The 17,609-nt window shown below is 68.6% G+C and carries 14 protein-coding genes; 8 read left to right on the top strand and 6 right to left on the bottom strand.

Translation table 11 applies throughout. The annotated features are described in order from the left end of the window. Positions 1 to 235 precede the first annotated feature (235 nt). Genes AB0M65_RS05885 through AB0M65_RS05870 form a run of 4 tightly spaced genes read right to left on the bottom strand, consistent with a single transcriptional unit; the run spans position 236 to position 4,985 of the window. Complete coding sequence (locus AB0M65_RS05885; protein WP_364022053.1) at positions 236 to 1,225, bottom strand: TIGR03842 family LLM class F420-dependent oxidoreductase; 990 nt, start codon at positions 1,223 to 1,225, stop codon at positions 236 to 238. Between the two features lie 10 nt (positions 1,226 to 1,235). After that, complete coding sequence (hydA, locus tag AB0M65_RS05880) at positions 1,236 to 2,621, bottom strand: dihydropyrimidinase (RefSeq protein ID WP_364022050.1); 1,386 nt, start codon at positions 2,619 to 2,621, stop codon at positions 1,236 to 1,238. Beyond that, positions 2,621 to 3,463, bottom strand: a complete 843-nt coding sequence (locus tag AB0M65_RS05875; RefSeq protein ID WP_364022047.1) for a nitrilase-related carbon-nitrogen hydrolase — start codon at positions 3,461 to 3,463, stop codon at positions 2,621 to 2,623. Before AB0M65_RS05875 ends, hydA begins: the two co-directional genes overlap by 1 nt. After that, positions 3,414 to 4,985, bottom strand: a complete 1,572-nt coding sequence (locus AB0M65_RS05870; RefSeq protein ID WP_364022044.1) for an NCS1 family nucleobase:cation symporter-1 — start codon at positions 4,983 to 4,985, stop codon at positions 3,414 to 3,416. Before AB0M65_RS05870 ends, AB0M65_RS05875 begins: the two co-directional genes overlap by 50 nt. Before the next feature lie 242 nt (positions 4,986 to 5,227). Between AB0M65_RS05870 and AB0M65_RS05865 the strand changes: the two genes are divergently transcribed. From AB0M65_RS05865 to AB0M65_RS05855, 3 genes are all read left to right on the top strand, one after another. Beyond that, on the top strand, positions 5,228 to 5,911 hold the full coding sequence (locus tag AB0M65_RS05865) for a response regulator transcription factor (RefSeq protein ID WP_364022278.1): 684 nt from the start codon (positions 5,228 to 5,230) through the stop codon (positions 5,909 to 5,911). Then, positions 5,908 to 6,948, top strand: a complete 1,041-nt coding sequence (locus AB0M65_RS05860; protein WP_364022041.1) for a HAMP domain-containing sensor histidine kinase — start codon at positions 5,908 to 5,910, stop codon at positions 6,946 to 6,948. The genes AB0M65_RS05865 and AB0M65_RS05860 overlap by 4 nt, the downstream gene beginning before the upstream one ends. 491 nt (positions 6,949 to 7,439) lie before the next feature. Next, positions 7,440 to 8,912 carry a DUF4173 domain-containing protein gene (locus AB0M65_RS05855; RefSeq protein WP_364022275.1) on the top strand — a complete coding sequence of 491 codons (1,473 nt, stop codon included), beginning with the start codon at positions 7,440 to 7,442 and terminating at the stop codon, positions 8,910 to 8,912. Positions 8,913 to 9,069: 157 nt separating this feature from the next. On the opposite strand, the gene AB0M65_RS05850 is transcribed toward AB0M65_RS05855, so the two are convergent. Both AB0M65_RS05850 and AB0M65_RS05845 read right to left on the bottom strand, forming a co-directional pair. Beyond that, positions 9,070 to 9,435, bottom strand: a complete 366-nt coding sequence (locus AB0M65_RS05850) for an SSI family serine proteinase inhibitor (RefSeq protein WP_364022038.1) — start codon at positions 9,433 to 9,435, stop codon at positions 9,070 to 9,072. Positions 9,436 to 9,494: 59 nt separating this feature from the next. After that, positions 9,495 to 11,117: a PucR family transcriptional regulator ligand-binding domain-containing protein gene (locus AB0M65_RS05845; protein ID WP_364022035.1), complete on the bottom strand. Its 1,623-nt coding sequence runs from the start codon at positions 11,115 to 11,117 to the stop codon at positions 9,495 to 9,497. Between the two features lie 143 nt (positions 11,118 to 11,260). Between AB0M65_RS05845 and AB0M65_RS05840 the strand changes: the two genes are divergently transcribed. The 5 genes from AB0M65_RS05840 to AB0M65_RS05820 all read left to right on the top strand — a co-directional run bounded on the left by AB0M65_RS05840 (position 11,261) and on the right by AB0M65_RS05820 (position 16,960). Continuing rightward, positions 11,261 to 12,757, top strand: a complete 1,497-nt coding sequence (locus tag AB0M65_RS05840) for a CoA-acylating methylmalonate-semialdehyde dehydrogenase (protein WP_364022032.1) — start codon at positions 11,261 to 11,263, stop codon at positions 12,755 to 12,757. Positions 12,758 to 12,989: 232 nt separating this feature from the next. Continuing rightward, positions 12,990 to 13,853, top strand: a complete 864-nt coding sequence (locus AB0M65_RS05835; RefSeq protein WP_364022029.1) for an aldo/keto reductase — start codon at positions 12,990 to 12,992, stop codon at positions 13,851 to 13,853. A gap of 121 nt (positions 13,854 to 13,974) precedes the next feature. Then, the gene (hrcA, locus tag AB0M65_RS05830; RefSeq protein WP_364022026.1) at positions 13,975 to 15,000 is read left to right on the top strand and encodes a heat-inducible transcriptional repressor HrcA; all 1,026 of its coding nucleotides are present in this window, start codon (positions 13,975 to 13,977) and stop codon (positions 14,998 to 15,000) included. A gap of 40 nt (positions 15,001 to 15,040) precedes the next feature. Further along, entirely contained in the window at positions 15,041 to 16,204 is a 1,164-nt protein-coding gene (gene dnaJ / locus AB0M65_RS05825) for a molecular chaperone DnaJ (RefSeq protein ID WP_364022023.1), read from the top strand. 3 nt (positions 16,205 to 16,207) lie between these two features. After that, positions 16,208 to 16,960: a 16S rRNA (uracil(1498)-N(3))-methyltransferase gene (locus AB0M65_RS05820; RefSeq protein ID WP_364022020.1), complete on the top strand. Its 753-nt coding sequence runs from the start codon at positions 16,208 to 16,210 to the stop codon at positions 16,958 to 16,960. Positions 16,961 to 17,609 lie beyond the last annotated feature (649 nt).

The raw sequence follows: 17,609 nt of genomic DNA, 5'->3' as shown, positions 1-17,609 counted from the left end.
TACTTGCGGTAGTTGTACGCGCAAGGACCGCAAGTAGAGGACTAATTGCGGGGCTCAGAGACGGAACTCGCGTGCTCAGACCCCGCACACCGAGTTCGGCGTCCAGGCACGCGAGTTACGTGCTTGAGCACGCGAGTCACGTGTTCGCTCTGGCCGCCGACCCCGCGAACAAGTCGGTCACAGCGAGCCCGGACACCACGCCACCTTTGCCTTACCCCTCGATAAACGCGGGCAGTCAGCGGCCGATGACCTCCGAGCCGTAGCGTTTGAGGGTTTCTTCGCGCTGATCGTGCATGAGGTACAGCGCGAACTGGTCCACGCCCAGCGAAGCCAGTTCCTTCAACCGTTCCACGTGCGCCGACGGCGGCCCCATGAGGCAGAACCGGTCGACGATCTCGTCCGGGACGAAATCGGTCGACGGATTCCCGGCGCGCCCGTGATGCGAGTAGTCGTAACCCTGCCGCTCGCGGATGTAGTCGGTCAGTTCCCGCGGCACCGGACCGGAATCCCCGTAGCGCGAAACGAGATCCGCGACGTGGTTCCCGACCATCCCGCCGAACCAGCGCAGTTGTTCCCGTTGGTGCGCCAGGTCATCGCCGACATACGCGGGTGCCGCGAGACAAATCGTGATCCCGCCGGGGTCCCGGCCGGCCGCGCGGGCCGCCTCGCGGACGGAACCGATGGTCCACCGGGCGATCACCGGGTCCGCGCATTGGAGGATGAAGCCGTCGGCGTGCTCGCCGACCGTCTTCAGCGCCTTCGGTCCGTACCCGGCCATCCACATTTCCAGCCTGCCGTTGCGGATCCACGGGATCTGCACGGGCTTGTCCCGCAGCAGGACTTCCCGGCCTTCGGCGAGCTCCTTGACCACGTGCATGCAATCACGCACGGTGGCCAAAGTGGACGGTGCCATACCGACGACCCGATGCGCCGAGTCACCCCGGCCGATACCGCATACCGTCCGGTTGCCGTACATGTCGTTAAGCGTGGCGAAGGTCGACGCCATCACCGACCAGTCCCGGGTGGCCGGGCTGGTCACCATCGGGCCCACGATCATCGACGACGTCGCCGCGAGGATTTGCGAGTAGATGACGAACGGTTCCTGCCACAGCACGCACGAATCGAACGTCCAGCCGTAGCGGAAACCCTGGTCCTCGGCGGCCTTCATCAGCCGCACCAGGTCTCGTGCGGGCGGATCGGTCTGCAGCACTACCCCGAAATCCACGGCCACCGCCTCAGTTCAGGTACTGGTTCAGGTCGCGCGAGAGGAATTTCCCGTGCGTCGTACTGCCCGAGAAGCCCGACGGCGACACCACCACGCGGCCGCGTGAAAGCACCGTCTCGACCTTGCCGGTGATCTCCAGTCCTTCGTAGGCCGAGTAGTCCACGTTCATGTGGTGCGTCTCGACCGACAGGGTCTGTTTCGCGGCGGGGTCGTAGATGACGATGTCCGCGTCCGAACCCGCCGCGATGACACCCTTGCGCGGGTACAGCCCGAACATCCGCGCCGGGGTGGTCGAGCAGGTCTCGACCCAGCGGCCGAGGGTGAGTTCGCCCGCCACGACACCCTGGTGCAGCAGGTCCATCCGATGCTCGACGCCGGGGATCCCGTTCGGGATCGCGCGGAAGTCGCCGCGGCCGAGTTCCTTCTGGTCCTTGAAACAGAACGGGCAGTGATCCGTCGACACCACCGAGAGGTCGTTGGTGCGCAGCCCCCGCCACAGATCCGCCTGATGCGACTTCTCACGCAGCGGGGGAGAAGCGACGTACTTCGAGCCCTCGAAGTCCGGCTTCGCCAGGTCCTCAATGGACAGATAGAGATACTGAGGACACGTCTCCGCGAAGACGTTCTGGCCGTCGTCGCGCGCTTCCGCGACCGCCGCCAGTGCCTGTGACGCCGAGAGATGCACGATGTACAGCGGTGCCCCGGTCACCTTGGCCAGCTGGATCGCACGCGAGGTCGCCTCGCCCTCCAGTTCCGGCGGCCGGGTGAGCCCGTGCTGTACCGGGTCGATCTTCCCGGCGGCGAACGCCTGCGCGGCCAGCTGGTCGATCGCGATGCCGTTCTCCGCGTGCATCATGATCGTGGCGCCGATCTCCCGCGCCTTCTGCATGGCCAGCAGGATTTCGCCATCAGTGGAGTAGAACACGCCCGGGTACGCCATGAACATTTTGAAACTGCCGACACCGCCGTCGACGCAGGCCTCCATCTCCTTCAACGACGAATCGTTGACGTCGGAGACGATCATGTGGAAGCCGTAGTCGATGGTGCAGTTGCCGTCGGCCTTCTCATGCCATTTGTCCATAGTGGACAGCAGTGACGTGCCCTTGGCCTGTACGGCGAAGTCGATGATCGTGGTCGTGCCACCCCACGCGGCCGCCGTCGTCCCGGTGCCGAAGCTGTCGACGGAATGCGTGCCGCCGAACGGCATCTCCATATGGGTATGCGCGTCGATTCCACCGGGCAGCACGTACTTCCCGGTGGCGTCGATGGTCTCGTCGGCCGGTCCGAGCATGCCGGGGGCGCCGACGGCCGAGATCGTCTCGCCGTCGACGAGGACGTCCGCGGCGGACGCGCCCGCCGTGCTGAGTACCTGCCCGCCCCTGATGAGGGTGGTCATCACGCCTCCGCGAGGGGTCCGTAGCTGTCGGGACGGCGGTCTCGATAGAAGGCCCACAGGTCCCGCACTTCGGCGAGCTGACCCATGTCGAGGTCGCGGAGGACGATCTCCTCCTCGGTGTCGGAGGCGGCCTCGCCGATCAGCTGGCCACGCGGGTCCGCGAAGTACGACTGACCGTAGAAGTCGTTGTCGCCCAGTGGTTCCACGCCGATGCGGTTGATCGTGCCGACGAAGTACTCGTTCGCGACGGCGGCCGCGGGCTGCTCCAGCCGCCACAGGTACTCCGACAGTCCCCGGCTGGTCGCCGACGGGTTGAACACGATCTTCGCCCCGGCAAGGCCCAGCGCACGCCAGCCTTCCGGGAAGTGCCGCTCGTAACAAATGTAGACGCCGATGCGGCCGACGGCGGTGTCGAACACCGGGTAGCCCATGTTCCCTGGCCGGAAATAGAACTTCTCCCAGAACCCTTTCACCTGCGGGATGTGGTTCTTGCGGTGCTTGCCGAGGTAGGTTCCGTCGGCGTCGATCACGGCGGCGGTGTTGTAGTACACGCCGGGCTGCTCGACCTCGTACATCGGGACGACGAGCACCACGCCGTGACGTTCGGCCACCTCCTGCATGAGCTTCGTCGTCGGCCCGTCGGGGATGCCTTCGGTGTAGGAGTAGTAGCCGGTGTCCTGCACCTGGCAGAAATAGGGGCCGTAGAACAACTCCTGCAGGCAGATCACCCGCGCTCCCTGCGACGCGGCCTTGCCGATGGCCTCGACCGCGCCTGCGATCATGGACTCCTTGTCACCCGTCCACCGCTGCTGGATCAATCCGGCTCGGACCAGGTCGCTCACTGGCTTCCTCCTCGATTTCGGCGGTGCGATTGCGTTCGGGCAGGGCCAGCAGCAGGTAGACGACGAAGGCGCCCGCCAGGCCGACGACCCAGTTGTAGTCGTAGAGCGGTTTCAGGAACGGGATCAGGCCGTCGGCGGGGAACGGCCCGCCGTACGCGCCGCCGACCGAGAGCACGGCGCCGACCAGCGTCGCGACCAGCGCGCGCCAGTTCCAGCCGCCGTTGAACCAGTAGATCCCGCGTTCGGTGTAGAGATCCCGCAGGTTCAGCTTGGTGCGGTTGACGACCCAGTAGCCGGCGACGAGCACCCCGGCGACGGCCCCGAGCAGGCCGCCGTAGAAGCCGAGCCACGCGAAGATGTAGATGTTCGGGTCGGAGTAGAGCCGCCACGGCTGGATGACGATGCCGATGATGCCGGTGATCAACCCGCCGACGGCGAAGGTGATCTTCTTCGGGAAGGCGTTGGAGAAGTCGTAGGACGGGCTGACCACGTTGGCCGCGAGGTTCGCCGACACGGTCGCCAGCACCAGTGCGATCAGCGCGACCACGACGACGACCGGGGAATCGAAGCGGTCGGCCAGTTTCGCCGGATCCCAGATCTGCTCGCCGTAGAGGACACTGCCGCCGGACGTGGTCAGGATCGCCACGATCGCGATGAACGTCATCGTGGTCGGCAGGCCGAGGAGCTGGCCGCGGACCTGCTTGCCCTGGCTGCCGCCGAAGCGGGTGAAGTCCGGCATGTTCAGCGACAGTGTCGACCAGAACGCGATCATCGCCATCAGTGACGGCGCGAACACCTTCCAGAAGTCCGGGCCCCAGCCGAGTTTCCCGGGTTCGGACAGGATCGGGCCGAGTCCGCCCGCCTTGACCAGCACGTAGCCCAGCAGGATCAGGAAGCCGACGGAGACCAGCGGCGCCGTCCAGTTCTCGAACCGCCGGACGGCTTCCATCCCGCGCCAGATGATGAGCATCTGGAAGATCCAGAACAGCCCGAAGGACAGCCACAGTGTCCAGTGCTGCCCGAAGACGACGGCGGAGTCCTTCCAGCCGGAGCCCGCCAGCCGTCCGACGATGATGTAGATCGCCTCGCCGCCGACCCAGGTCTGGATGCCGAACCAGCCGCAGGCGATGAACGCGCGCAGCAACGCGGCGAGGTTCGCGCCACGCATGCCGAAGAAGGCGCGGGCGAACACCGGGAACGGGATGCCGTACTTCGTCCCGGCGTGGCTGTTGAGCAGCATCGGCGCGAGCACGATCAGGTTGCCGATGGTGATCGTCATCAACGCCTGCACCCAGTCCATCCCGAGCGCGATCAGCGAAGCCGCGAGCGCGTACGACGGGATGTTGTGCGCCATGCCCATCCACAGCGCGAAATACGTGTAGGTCGTCCAGGTGCGTTTCTCGACCGGGACCGGGGCGAGTTCTTCGTTGTAGAAGCGGCTGTCCTTCAAGGACTCGACCTCGCCGAGTTCGACCCGGCCATCAGGATGCACGAGCTGGGTTCCGCGTGCCGTCGGCTCCATTGCGGAATCGTGCTCGCCCGTGCGGCGCGGGTGGGACTGGCAGACTGTTCACTGTTGGCGGCGTCGAAACGCAGACTGTCGATTGCGGTCAACGGCCCGGGAGTGCATGACCTGCGTCACACATATGGCCGTAGTAATCCGGCAAACCGGCTGAAACATCTCCACAGGATCTCCACAGCTCACCCGAACGGTCTCCACGGCCGGTGCTTACAGTCATCCCCATGGAACTGGGAGGACGCCGGGTGCTCGTCGTCGAGGACGACGTGACGATCGCCGAAGCCATCGGAGCACGGCTTCGCGCGGAGGGCTTCACCGTCGATCTGGCGCATGACGGCCCTTCCGGGGTCGAGGTGGACGCCGAGCGGGAGCCGGACCTCGTGGTGCTCGATGTGATGCTGCCGGGATTCGACGGCCTGGAAGTCTGCCGCCGGATCCAGGCCCGCCGCCCGGTCCCGGTGCTGATGCTGACCGCCCGTTCGGATGAGACGGACATGCTCATCGGCCTCGGGGTCGGCGCCGACGACTACCTCACCAAACCGTTCTCCATGCGGGTGCTCTCGGCAAGGGTGCACGCGCTGCTGCGCCGCGTCGAACGAGCCGCCCGCGCCGACGTGAGCGAAGCGGGCACCAAGATCGTGCTCGGCGACCTCGAAATCGACGTCGAGCAGCGGCGTGTCACGCGGGCGGGTACCACCGCCCAGCTGACGCCGATCGAGTTCGACCTTCTCGTCCACTTCGCGAAACGCCCGAGGGCGGTGCAGCCGAGGGAACGGCTGCTGAGCGAGGTCTGGGACTGGGACGTCGCGGGCACCGGTTCGGGCACCCGCGCGGTCGACAGTCACATCAAGGCACTGCGCCGCAAACTGGGCGCGGACCTCATCCGCACCGTGCACGGCGTCGGCTACGCCTTGGAGGTCGGATCGTGAAACCGCCCCCGTTACTCGGCCGGATCATCGACGTGCTCCCGAGACCGCTCGACCCGGTCCGCTCGATCAAGCTCAAACTCGCGATCCTGCTGGTGTCCTCGGGCGGTATCGCGTTCGCTTTCTTCAACTGGCAGATCGGCTGGCTGCCGCCGCGCACCACGATTGCCGCGATGGTGCTCGCCGTGGTCACCTCGCAGATCTTGGCGCATGGGATGACGCGGCCGCTGCGGGAGATGACCGCCGCCGCCCGCGCGATGGCGAAGGGCGACTACACCCGCCGGGTCCGGGCGACCGCGCGGGACGAGGTCGGCGAACTCGCGCACGCGTTCAACCAGATGGCCGCCGATCTCGACGCCTCCGACCAGCGGCGGCGTGAGCTGATCGCGAACGTCTCACACGAACTCCGCACGCCGATCACGGCACTGAACGGCGTACTGGAGAACCTGGTCGACGGGGTCGCCAAACCCGATCCGGCGACGCTGAAGACCGCGCTGCAGCAGACCGAACGGCTCGGCAGGCTCGTGTCGGAACTCCTCGATCTCTCGCGGATCGACGCCGGCGCCTTCCCGTTGCAGCTGGAGGAGTTCGACCTCGAACTGCTCCTCGACGAGGTCGCCGCCGAAGCCGGGGTGACCGCCGCCGCGACCGGCCGTGGCGTGCGCTTCGCCGTCGACGTCCAGCCACCCGGCGCGATGGCCGTCGCCGACCGCGGACGGCTCTACCAGGTCGTGGTGAACCTGCTCGACAACGCCGTCCGGCACGGGCCGTCCGGCGGCGAGGTCAGGGTGCGGGCGGAGGCTCGCGAGACCGACGTCGTCATCGAGGTCGAGGACGAAGGCCCCGGGATCCCGCCGGGGGAGCGGGACAGCGTGTTCGAACGGTTCACCCGCGGCGAGCGGGCGGGCGGCGGGGGCACCGGCCTCGGCCTCGCGATCGCCCGCTGGGTGGTCGACCTGCACGACGGCAGCATCGCCGTCGTGACCCCCGAAGAGCGGCCGGGTTGCGTCATCCGCGTCGTCATCCCGGTTCCTCAGTGAGAGGTGGGGCAACGGTGGCTGGTCCGGCGGGGTGGGTCGTGAGTGTTTTGGGTCGTTCTAACGACCCAAAACGCTCACGAGACCCGACCCCCTCGGTACCGGCGCCCGCTGCTCGCCTGAGGTACAGGAAGGCCCCCTTCCTTGCGCCTAGGTACAGGAAGGGGGCCTTCATGTACTTAGGCGCAAGGAGACCTCACGGCCCTGACCCTCATTGCCACTCACGACCCCGCTTGACGTCCCCTCGATAACTCCCAGTCCGCTTTCTTTCGATGACCTCGCACAACCAGTGGTATGTGCTTTCGCAAATGGAGGATTCGATGAGCGAAGAACAAGAGGAAAAGCAAGCGCACGCGTCGCCGCCGGGCACTTCGACGGCGACGAAGCCGACAGCGCCAGCGGCACCGACAGCGGCAGCGAAGTCACCGGCACCGACAGCGGCAGCGAAGCCACCGACAGCAGCATCGAAAGCGCCGCCGAAGCCGTTGCCGCCGATGCTGTTGCGGCCGGTGACACCGCCGAAGTCGTCGATCGTCCCGCTGCCCGGCTCGGTTCTGCCCGCGGCGGTCGCGGCCGGGCTGGTCACCGCCGTCGCGCTGCCGCTGGACCGTCCCGGCGTCGGCTGGTTCATCGCCGGACTCGCCGTCGCGCTGGCCGTCTACTTCGCCGACAAGCGGGCCCGTGGTGACGCCGAACCGCACTTCGGCCTGGCCGCCGCGTTGTGGGCGGCGGCCGCTCTCGGGTTGCTCGCCGTCGGCATGGTCCGCGCGTCGCTGTGGCTGCATGTGCTTTGCGTACTGGCCGCCTGCGTCGCGGGATCTCTGGCGGTGGTCGGGAAGCGCAACATGAACACGATCTTCTACGACGTCTTCGCGGTCCCGATCGAAGCGATGCTTTCGATCCCGTGGATCGGGCGCGGGCTGGTGAAGCTCGGCAAGCAGCCGGGAAACCGCACCAGGCCGAGGTTTTTGGTCCCGGTTCTGGTGAGTGCGGTAGTGCTGCTCGTGTTCGTCCCGCTGCTGCGGGGCGCGGACGCCGCGTTCGCGAACGTCGTCGACGCGGTGATCCCCGACTTGAACCCGGGCACCTTCCTGCGGTGGGGCTTCCTGTTCGTGGTGGCCACGCTCGCCGTCACCGGCGCGTGTTATCTGCTGGCGGCGCCGCCGTTGCCCGCGGCCGGCGAGGCACCCCGCAAACGGCTCGCGCACCGGCTCGAATGGGCGCTGCCGCTGGGCGTGCTGGTGTTCCTGTTCGCGAGTTTCGTCGCGGTTCGCCTGGTCGTGTTGTTCGGCGGCACCGAGTACGTCCTGGCCACCGGCAACCTGACCTCGGCCGAATACGCCAGGAGCGGGTTCTGGCAGTTGTCCGCCATCACCGTACTGACGTTGCTGCTGGTCGCGGCGGCGCTGCGGTGGGCGCCGAAGTCCTCGGCCGCCGACCGCGGCTGGCAGCGTGGCCTGCTCGGCGTGCTGAGCGTGCTCAGCCTGGTGCTGGTCGCGTCGGCGTTGAGTCGCATGTGGACATACCAGCAGGCGTACGGGTTCACCGTGCTGCGGCTGCTTGTCGAGGTCTGCGAACTCTGGATCGGCCTGATCTTCTTGTTGGTACTGGCTTCGCTGATCCCGTTGCGCTCGGCCTGGCTGCCGCGTGCGGCCATCGGTGCCGCCGCCGCGGCGCTGCTGGCGCTGGCCGTACTGGATCCGGAACGGTTCATCGCCGACCGCAACATCGACCGGGTCGCGGACGGCAAGTCACTCGACACCGGTTACCTGGCAGGGTTTTCCGCCGACGTCGTCCCGGCGGCGGAGCGGTTGCCGGAGCCGCTGAGGTCCTGTGTGCTCAGGCCGGTCGTGATGGGCATCTCGGAAGATGATTGGCGTGAAGGGAACCTGAGCCGGTCCCTCGCGCGTCAGACCCCCGTTGCCGCGGCGAGCGGGGCGGCGTGCTCCTACACACCCCGTCGCTGAGCCGTGACACCACGGCCTTGATCGCCCTCTTGGGGGTGAGGGCGATCAAGACCGTGGTGAACGGCGACCGCCGGGCCACCGAGGGGGAGGCCCGGCGGTCACCTGCCGCGAGCGGCCCTGCCGGGCAGAAGCCTTCGCGGCACCGCTGTGAAACCGGTCAGAAGGTGAAGACGCCGGCCGACTCGGTGTCGGCGACGCAGCGGTTCGGGTAAGAGGTGCGGTAGGTGACCGGTTCGCCGCGCCACTTGCCGACGGCGGAGACGTCCACCGGCGCGTATTCCAAGGTGCAGGCGCGCGGTTCACCGCGTAGCCTGTCGAAGTTTCCGTCCACTTTGGACAGGTTCTCGCAGGCGCTGTCGCTCTTCGGGTGTGAACCCCCGGTGGGCTGGCAGCTGAGCGAGACGATGCCGACCCGGCCACTGGTTTCGTGGCTGGTCAGCAGGAACGTGGACTCGGCGGGCGGTGCCGGGGTGAGGCAGGCCAGCGCGAGCATGCAGGCGCCAATCGGTTCGAAGAAAGCCATATCAACCCTATCGGCTGAGGTGACCCGGTGACTGTGTTCCACGCTTGGGTGAGATTTGCTCACTCGGACGTGTGATCGTCGCCCGCTCGAAGGTCGTGTGCGAGCAAAGCGACGTAGAGGGACAGCATTGATTCCGGATCTTCCAGCCGCACCCCGAGCACCTGCTCGATCCGGGCCAGCTGCTGGTAGTAGGCGGTGCGTGAGGTGTGCGCGGCGGTCGCGGCCGCCGATTTGTTGCCGCCGTGTTCGCAGTAGTGCCGCAGTGCCTGCACCAGCCTGCTGCCCTGCGCGGCGTCCCGGCTCAGCAGCGGGCCGAGTTCCCGCGCGGCGAACGCGGTGAGCCGTTCGTCCCCGGCCAGCAAGTGCAGCAGCCCGCGCAGCCGGACGTCGTCGAGGCGGTGGACCACCCGTTCGGCGTTCTCGGTGAGCGCGGCGGCGGCGACCTGGGCGGCCTCGACCAGCGTCCGGCGCGCTTCGGCGGGCCCGCTGCCCGTGGTGCCCACCGCGACCACGGCGGGGGCGCCGGAGCGGGCGTCGTGGACGTCGGTGGCCAGCCGCCGCAGGACCGCGTCGACGTTGGCCTCCGGGGACAACGCGATCAGCGCGCGCACGAGGGTGTCGTCGGCGGCGACCAGTGCGGACACCTTGGCACGCCGGGCGGCGAGCGCGGTCGCCTCGGCGAGTTCCCGCAGCAGCACCGGAGTCGACTGCGTGGTACGGGTGGTCGCGGTGATCCGGGGCCGTACGGCGACCCCGACCAGCAGCCGTCCCGTCAGCGGGACGCCCAACGCGGAGGCCCGCGCGGTCAGCTCGGCCGGCGGCACCGGGTTCGCCAGCAGTTCGGTCAGTATCGCGCGGTGCGCCTGCCGTTCGAGACTGTCGGTGTCCTTGGCGACCAGCCGGTGCAACGCGAGCGCGGACGCCGCGCGTTCGGCGACCACCACGTGCCGGTGCGGCGGCGGATCCCCGCAGACCACGACCAGCCGTCCCCAGTCGTGCCCGCGCGCGCCGACCACGGTGACCAGCCAGCCCGCGGCGGCGTGGAACCCGGTCCGCTCGCCGACCTGCACCGGCCGTGACCGCGACGGCCAGCCGGGCAGCAGTTCGCCGGGATCGGTGCCCGCGGTGTCGTAGGCGAGGACCTCGTGCGAAAGCGTCTCCAGCACGACGGGATGTTCGGTGAGCCGGGCGACCTCACGCAGGATGTCGGCGGGTTCGGCGCCGGCGACCGTCAGCGCGGTGAAGGTCTCGTGGACCCGTTCCGCCGCACGGAGTTCGTCGACCTGGGCGTCGACGATCAGCCCGTTCACCGCCTCGGTGACCGAGACAAACCGCGTTTCCCTCGACAGCGTGACCAGCGGAACGCTGTGCTGGTCGGCGGCGTCGACCAGTCCGGACGGCAGCTTGTCACTCCAATGACGGACCAGTTCCACCACGATCCCGGCCACCCCGACCCCGGCCAGATCGGCGACGTAGCGGGCGAGCGCGGCGCCGTCGTCCGGCAGCGCGACCCCGGTGGTGAGCACGAGCTCCCCGCCGCGCAGCAGCGGCGCGATGTCCGCGACCTCCGCGACGTGCGCCCAGCGAACCGGGGCGTCCAGTCCCGCCGCACCCGCCACCACATGGGGTCTGCCCTGGCGCAGCACCGGCAGCGCGAGCACCTCGGCGACGGTCGGGTACATCGGCCTCCCACCTGGTCGGAACGCAGGAGACAGACTGTACGGCCGGGACCGGGAGTCCGTACACGTTGCCGATGGCGTCGGTGTGGCGTGCGCACCCAGACTCGACCGGGAGCAGGCAACCGGCGATCAGGAGGATGGAACCCGTGACCGACCGCATCAACCACTGGATAGACGGCAAAGCGTTCGAGGGCTCCAGCGATCGGTCCGGCGATGTGTTCGACCCGGCCACCGGGCAGGTGCGCGCGAAGGTCGCCTTCGCCGGTCAGGACGACGTCGAAGCCGCCGTCGCCGCCGCGTCGCGAGCACTGCCGGGCTGGCGCGGGACGTCGCTGGCAGGCCGGACGCGGGTGCTGTTCGCCTTCCGTGAGCTGCTGTCCGCGCGGCGCGACGAACTGACGAAGATCGTCACCGGCGAGCACGGCAAGGTCGAATCCGACGCGGCGGGCGAGATCGCGCGCGCCATCGAGAACGTCGAGTACGCGTGCGGCGCGGCTCAGCTGCTCAAGGGCGGCTTCAGCGAGAACGCCTCGACCGGCGTCGACGTCTACTCGATCGCGCAGCCGCTGGGCGTCGTCGGCGTGATCTCGCCGTTCAACTTCCCCGTGATGGTCCCGCTGTGGTTCGTGCCGAACGCGCTCGCCTGCGGTAACACCGTCGTGCTCAAGCCGAGCGAGAAGGATCCGTCCGCGGCCGTGTTCATCGCGGAACTGTTCGCCGAGGCCGGCCTGCCCGACGGCGCCCTCAACGTCCTGCACGGGGACAAGGTCGCCGTCGACGGGTTGCTGGAACACCGCGACGTCAAGGCGATCTCCTTCGTCGGGTCCACGCCGATCGCGAAGTACGTCTACGAAACCGGGACCAGGCACGGAAAACGCGTGCAGGCACTCGGCGGGGCGAAGAACCACATGGTCGTCCTCCCGGACGCCGACCTCGACCTCGCCGCCGACGCGGCCGTCTCCGCGGGCTTCGGCTCGGCGGGGGAGCGGTGCATGGCGGTGTCGGTCGTGGTCGCCGTCGACCCGGTCGGCGACGAACTCGTCGCGAAGATCGCCGAGCGGATCACGAATCTGCGCGTCGGCGACGGCAGGCGGCCGACGTCGGAAATGGGCCCGCTGGTGACCGCCGCGCACCACGAACGCGTCGAGTCCTATGTGGAGGCCGGCGTCGACGCGGGTGCCCGGCTCGTCGTCGACGGCCGTGGCATCGAGGTCGACGGGGAGGACGGCGGCTTCTGGCTCGGCCCCACCCTGTTCGACCACGTCACGCCGGAGATGTCGGTCTACACCGACGAGATCTTCGGGCCGGTGCTCACCGTCGCGCGGGCCGAGGGCTACGACGCGGCACTGGACCTGATCAACGCCAACCCCTACGGCAACGGCACGGCGATCTTCACCAACGACGGACGGGCCGCGCGGCGGTTCCAGAACGAGGTCGAGGTCGGGATGGTCGGCGTGAACGTGCCGATCCCGGTACCGGTCGGGTATTACTCGTTCGGCGGGTGGAAGGACTCACTGTTCGGGGACAGCCACGCCTACGGCCCGGAGGGATTCCACTTCTTCACGCGGACGAAGGTCGTGACGTCGCGGTGGCCGGACCCTTCGCAAGGCGGGGTGAACCTCGGCTTCCCGCGCAACAGCTGACGGTTTCCACCCTGCTGCCGCGCCGAGTGTCATGCCGCGCCAAGTGTCATGAGGGGTCAAGTGTCATGAGGGGTCCCCATAGGACAAATTTCGTCCCATGGGGACCCCTTATGACACTCGCGGGCGCCCTCCGAAGGCCACCTCGTGGGACGAAGCGCCCCCACCCTGGCCTTCAGCACCCCGGAGGGCGCAGGGTGGACGGAGTCAGCCGAGGGAAGCTTCAGGAGGCTCCATGTCCGCACAGCCCGCACGCCGCTCCGGAACGTTCGCACTCGGCGGTGACCTGCCCGTCGTCCGCCTGGGGTACGGGACGATGCAGCTCACGGGCCCCGGGGTCTGGGGCGACCCGAAGGACCCCGAAGAGGCCGTACGTGTGCTTCGCCGCGCAGTCGAACTCGGGGTCACGCTCATCGACACCGCCGACTCCTACGGCCCCTTCGTCACCGATCACCTCATCAAGAAGGCACTCCACCCGTACGCCGATGACCTCGTCATCGCCACGAAGGTCGGTCTCAGCAGGCAGGGGCCGGACGCGTGGACGGCGATCGGGCGGCCCGAATATCTGCGCCAGCAGGTCGAGCTGAACCTCCGTCACCTCGGCGTCGAGCGGATCGATCTGCTTCAGCTGCACCGCATCGACCCGGCGGTCCCCGTGGCGGACCAGGTCGGCGTGCTCGCCGAGCTTCAGAGCGAAGGCAAGATCCGGCACCTCGGGTTGTCCGAGGTCGGCGTATCCGACCTGGCCGAGGCCCAGCAGACGGCGTCGATCGTGTCCGTGCAGAACCTGTTCAACCTGGGCAACCGCCAGGCCGAGGCGCTGCTCGACCACGCCACCGAACACGGCATCGGCTTCATCCCCTGGTTCCCGCTGGCCACCGGCGGACTCGCGGGGGACGACAGCCCGCTGACCGCGCTCGCGAAGGAGCACGGCGTCTCGCCGTCGCAGCTCGCGCTGGCGTGGCTGCTCAAGCGTTCGCCGGTCGTGCTGCCCATCCCGGGGACGTCGTCGGTCGCGCATCTGGAGGACAACGTGGCCGCCGCCGCGATCGAGCTCACCGACGCCGAGTTCGCCGCGCTGTCGGCCGCCGTGAGCTGAACGCCGATCCACGCGGTCAAGGGCGCTTCCCCCTCATCCCATGCGGGGAAAGCGTCCTTCGGCACCCCGGGCACGATGCCTTCCGTAAACTCGTTGTGAGGACGAGCCGAGGGAGGTGCCGATGGCCAACGCGGAAGAGCGCCGCTTCGAAGTGCTGCGCGCGATCGTCGCCGACTACGTGTCCAACCAGGAGCCTGTCGGATCCAAAGCGATCGTCGACCGGCACAACCTCGGGGTGTCCAGCGCCACCGTGCGCAACGACATGGCCGCACTGGAAGAAGAGGGCTACATCACACAACCCCACACCAGCGCGGGCCGGATCCCCACCGACAAGGGATACCGGCTGTTCGTCGACCGGATCGCCGAGGTCAAACCGCTGAGCACGGCCGAACGCCGGGCCATCACGATGTTCCTCGACAGCGGCACCGACGTCGACGACGTCCTGCGCCGCTCCGTACGGCTGCTCGCACAGCTGACCAGGCAGGTCGCGGTCATCCAGTACCCGATGATGACCAACTCCGCGGTGCGTCACCTGGAAGTGGTGCCGCTCACCCCGGCCCGGCTGATGCTGGTGCTGATCACCGACTCCGGCCGCGTCGACCAGCGCACCGTCGACCTCGGGGACGTCATCACCGAGGAGAACGTCGGCAGACTCCGCACCGTCCTGAACGGCGCGCTCGCCGGACGCCGCCTGTCCGAGGCCGCCGCGGCGGTCGCCGAACTGCCGGACAAGGCACCGGGCGAGCTGCGCGACAACCTCATCCGCGTCTGCACCGTGCTGGTGGAATCGCTGGTAGAACATCCGGAAGAGCGGCTGGTGCTGGGTGGCACGGCGAACCTCACCCGCAACGTCTCGGACTTCCCCGGATCACTGCGTCAGGTACTGGAGGCACTCGAGGAGCAGGTCATCGTGCTCAAGCTCCTCGCGGCCGCCCGGAACCCCGGTGCGATCACCGTGCGCATCGGTGAGGAAAATGAGGACGAGCAGATGCGCAGCACCTCGGTGGTGTCCATCGGCTACGGCATGGACGACCTGCTGCTGGGCGGGATGGGTGTCGTCGGGCCGACCAGGATGGACTACCCGAACACCATCGCCGCGGTGCGCGCGGTGGCGAACTACGTGGGGCAGATCCTCTCCGGCCGCTGAGCCGCGTTGAGGTCGAAGACAGAAGGAGAAGGCAAAGACGGTGGCGAGGGACTACTACGGGATTCTCGGGATTGCGAAGAACGCGTCGGATCAGGAGATCAAACGCGCCTACCGCAAGCTGGCCCGTGAACTGCACCCCGACGTCAACCCGTCGGAGGACGCCCAGCACCGCTTCGGTGAGGTGACCACCGCGTACGAGGTGCTGTCGGACCCGCAGAAGCGCAAGGTCGTCGACCTCGGCGGAGACCCGATGGACTCGGGTGCACGCGGTGGCGGTGGCGGCGACCCGTTCTCCGGGTTCGGTGGCCTCGGCGACATCATGGACGCCTTCTTCGGCGCCGCCGGAGGTGGCGGCGGTCGCGGACGCGGCCCGCGCAGCCGGGTGCAGCCCGGCTCCGACGCGCTCATCCGCCTCGGCCTCACCCTCGAGGACTGCGCCACCGGTGTCGACCGCGAGATCGCCGTCGACACCGCCATCGTCTGCGACCTGTGCCGCGGCGCCGGCGCGGCCGAAGGCACCGGCACCAAGACCTGCGACACCTGCGGCGGCGCCGGCGAGGTCCAGTCCGTGCAGCGGTCGTTCCTCGGCCAGGTCGTCACCGCCCGCCCCTGCCCGGTCTGCCGCGGCTTCGGCGAAGTCATCACCGACCCCTGCCGCCAGTGCGGCGGCGACGGCCGCGTCCGCTCGCGCCGCAACGTCACCGCGAAGATCCCGCCGGGCGTCGGTGACGGCATGCGCATCCGGCTCTCCGGCCAAGGCGAAGTCGGCCCCGGCGGCGGCCCGGCAGGCGACCTGTACGTCGAGATCGACGAAGCACCGCACGAGGTGTTCGTCCGGCAGGGCAACGACCTGCACTGCAACTTCCGCATCCCGATGACCACCGCCGCCCTCGGCGCCACGGTGCCCATCGAGACACTCATCGACGGCGACTACGAACTCGACATCGAACCGGGCACCCAGCCCGCCACCGAACTCGTGCTCACCGCCAAGGGCATGCCGCGCCTGCGGTCTTCCGGCCGCGTCGACGGCCGCGGCGACCTGCACGTCCACATCGACGTCGTCGTCCCGACCAAACTCGACGACGCCCAGCGCGACCTCCTCGTCGAACTCGCGCAGCAGCGCGGCGAAGACGTCCCTTCGCTCTCCTCCAACGGAAACAAGGGCGGACTCTTCTCCAAACTGCGCGCCAAGAACCACCGGTAACCCATGCCGGAGACGACACCGCCGGTCTTCCTCGCCGACACGCTCCCCACCACCGGGCGCACCACACTCGACGGCGAGGAAGCCCGGCACGCCGCCACCGTCCGGCGGCTGCGCGCCGGCGAACACCTCATCCTCTCCGACGGCGAAGGCGGCATGGCGCGCTGCGTCATCGACGCCGTCCAAGCAGGCCGCGACGCGACACTCACCCTCACCATCGAGGAACACTGGACCGAGGAACCCCCGGCCCTGCGCGTCCTCATCGCCCAAGCACTCGCCAAAGGCGACCGCGGCGAACTCGCCGTCGAACTCGCCACCGAAGCCGGCGCCGACGCGATCATCCCCTGGCGCGCCACCCGCAGCGTCGCCCGCTGGGAACAAGGAACCCGCGGCGACAAAGCCCTCGGCCGCTGGCGCACCACCGCCCGCGCCGCCGCCAAACAAGCCCGCCGCGCCCACCTTCCCGAAGTCACCGAACCCGTGGGAACACGCGAGCTCACCGGACTGGTCCAGACCGTTTCCCGCGCCCTCATCCTCGAATCCGGCATCACCACCCGCCTCACCGAGATCGCACTCCCCGAACAAGGCGACATTCTCCTCATCGTCGGCCCCGAAGGCGGCATCACCGACGAAGAACTCGCCACCCTCGCCGACGCCGGCGCAACCGCCATCCGGTTGGGCCCCACCGTTTTACGCACCTCCACCGCCGCAGCCGTCGCCCTCGGCGCGCTAGGAGTTCTCACCGACCGCTGGAAGTAAAAAAACACCCCACAATTTTGCGGCGAGTTATGGCGCGATCACACAAACAGCCGTTACTCTCGTTAACTGACGCGCAACACACGGTTTCGGCGCGCCACTGGGGAGAACAACCCAGTCGCGCGCGTGAATCCCCGCCGGGCACCTCCCCCCTCGGTCCGGCGGAGCCGCGGCGACGGTGGAGCGACCCCCAGGCTCCACCGCGCCGCGGCGTCTTCATTTGGGGGCTTCGCGGACTTCGCTTCGCTTCGTTGCTACGCCCCAAATTCGCGCCGCGGCTCGGTTCCGCGTGCCTGCCCGGGGGGCCGAGCCCCCCGGACCCCCCACGGTGCGGTCGGCGGCGGTTGGCGGCCACGAAGCACAGCGAAGCGTGCGTAGGTGGATAGGTGACCGGCGTAGGGCCTGGCGGCCCTCGCCTGGTGACGGTCGTGAGTGATTTGGGTCGTTCTAGCGACCCAGATCACTCACGAGAACCCGACCCCTGCCCTCGCGCGCGGTCCTTGCCCTCCCGGCTCGCTTGGTCTCGGCGCCGCGCGGCCCCGCCGGAGGTACATGAAGGCCCCCTTCCTTGCGCTAGGCGCAAGGAAGGGGGCCTTCATGTCCTTGGCTCACCTGCTCGTGGAGATCGGAAGAGCGTCGGGGGGGGAAAGAG

It is taken from the genome of Amycolatopsis sp. NPDC051071 (assembly GCF_040682875.1).
In the GTDB taxonomy this organism is placed as follows: domain Bacteria; phylum Actinomycetota; class Actinomycetes; order Mycobacteriales; family Pseudonocardiaceae; genus Amycolatopsis.
This window is presented reverse-complemented; position numbering and strand designations above follow the sequence as displayed.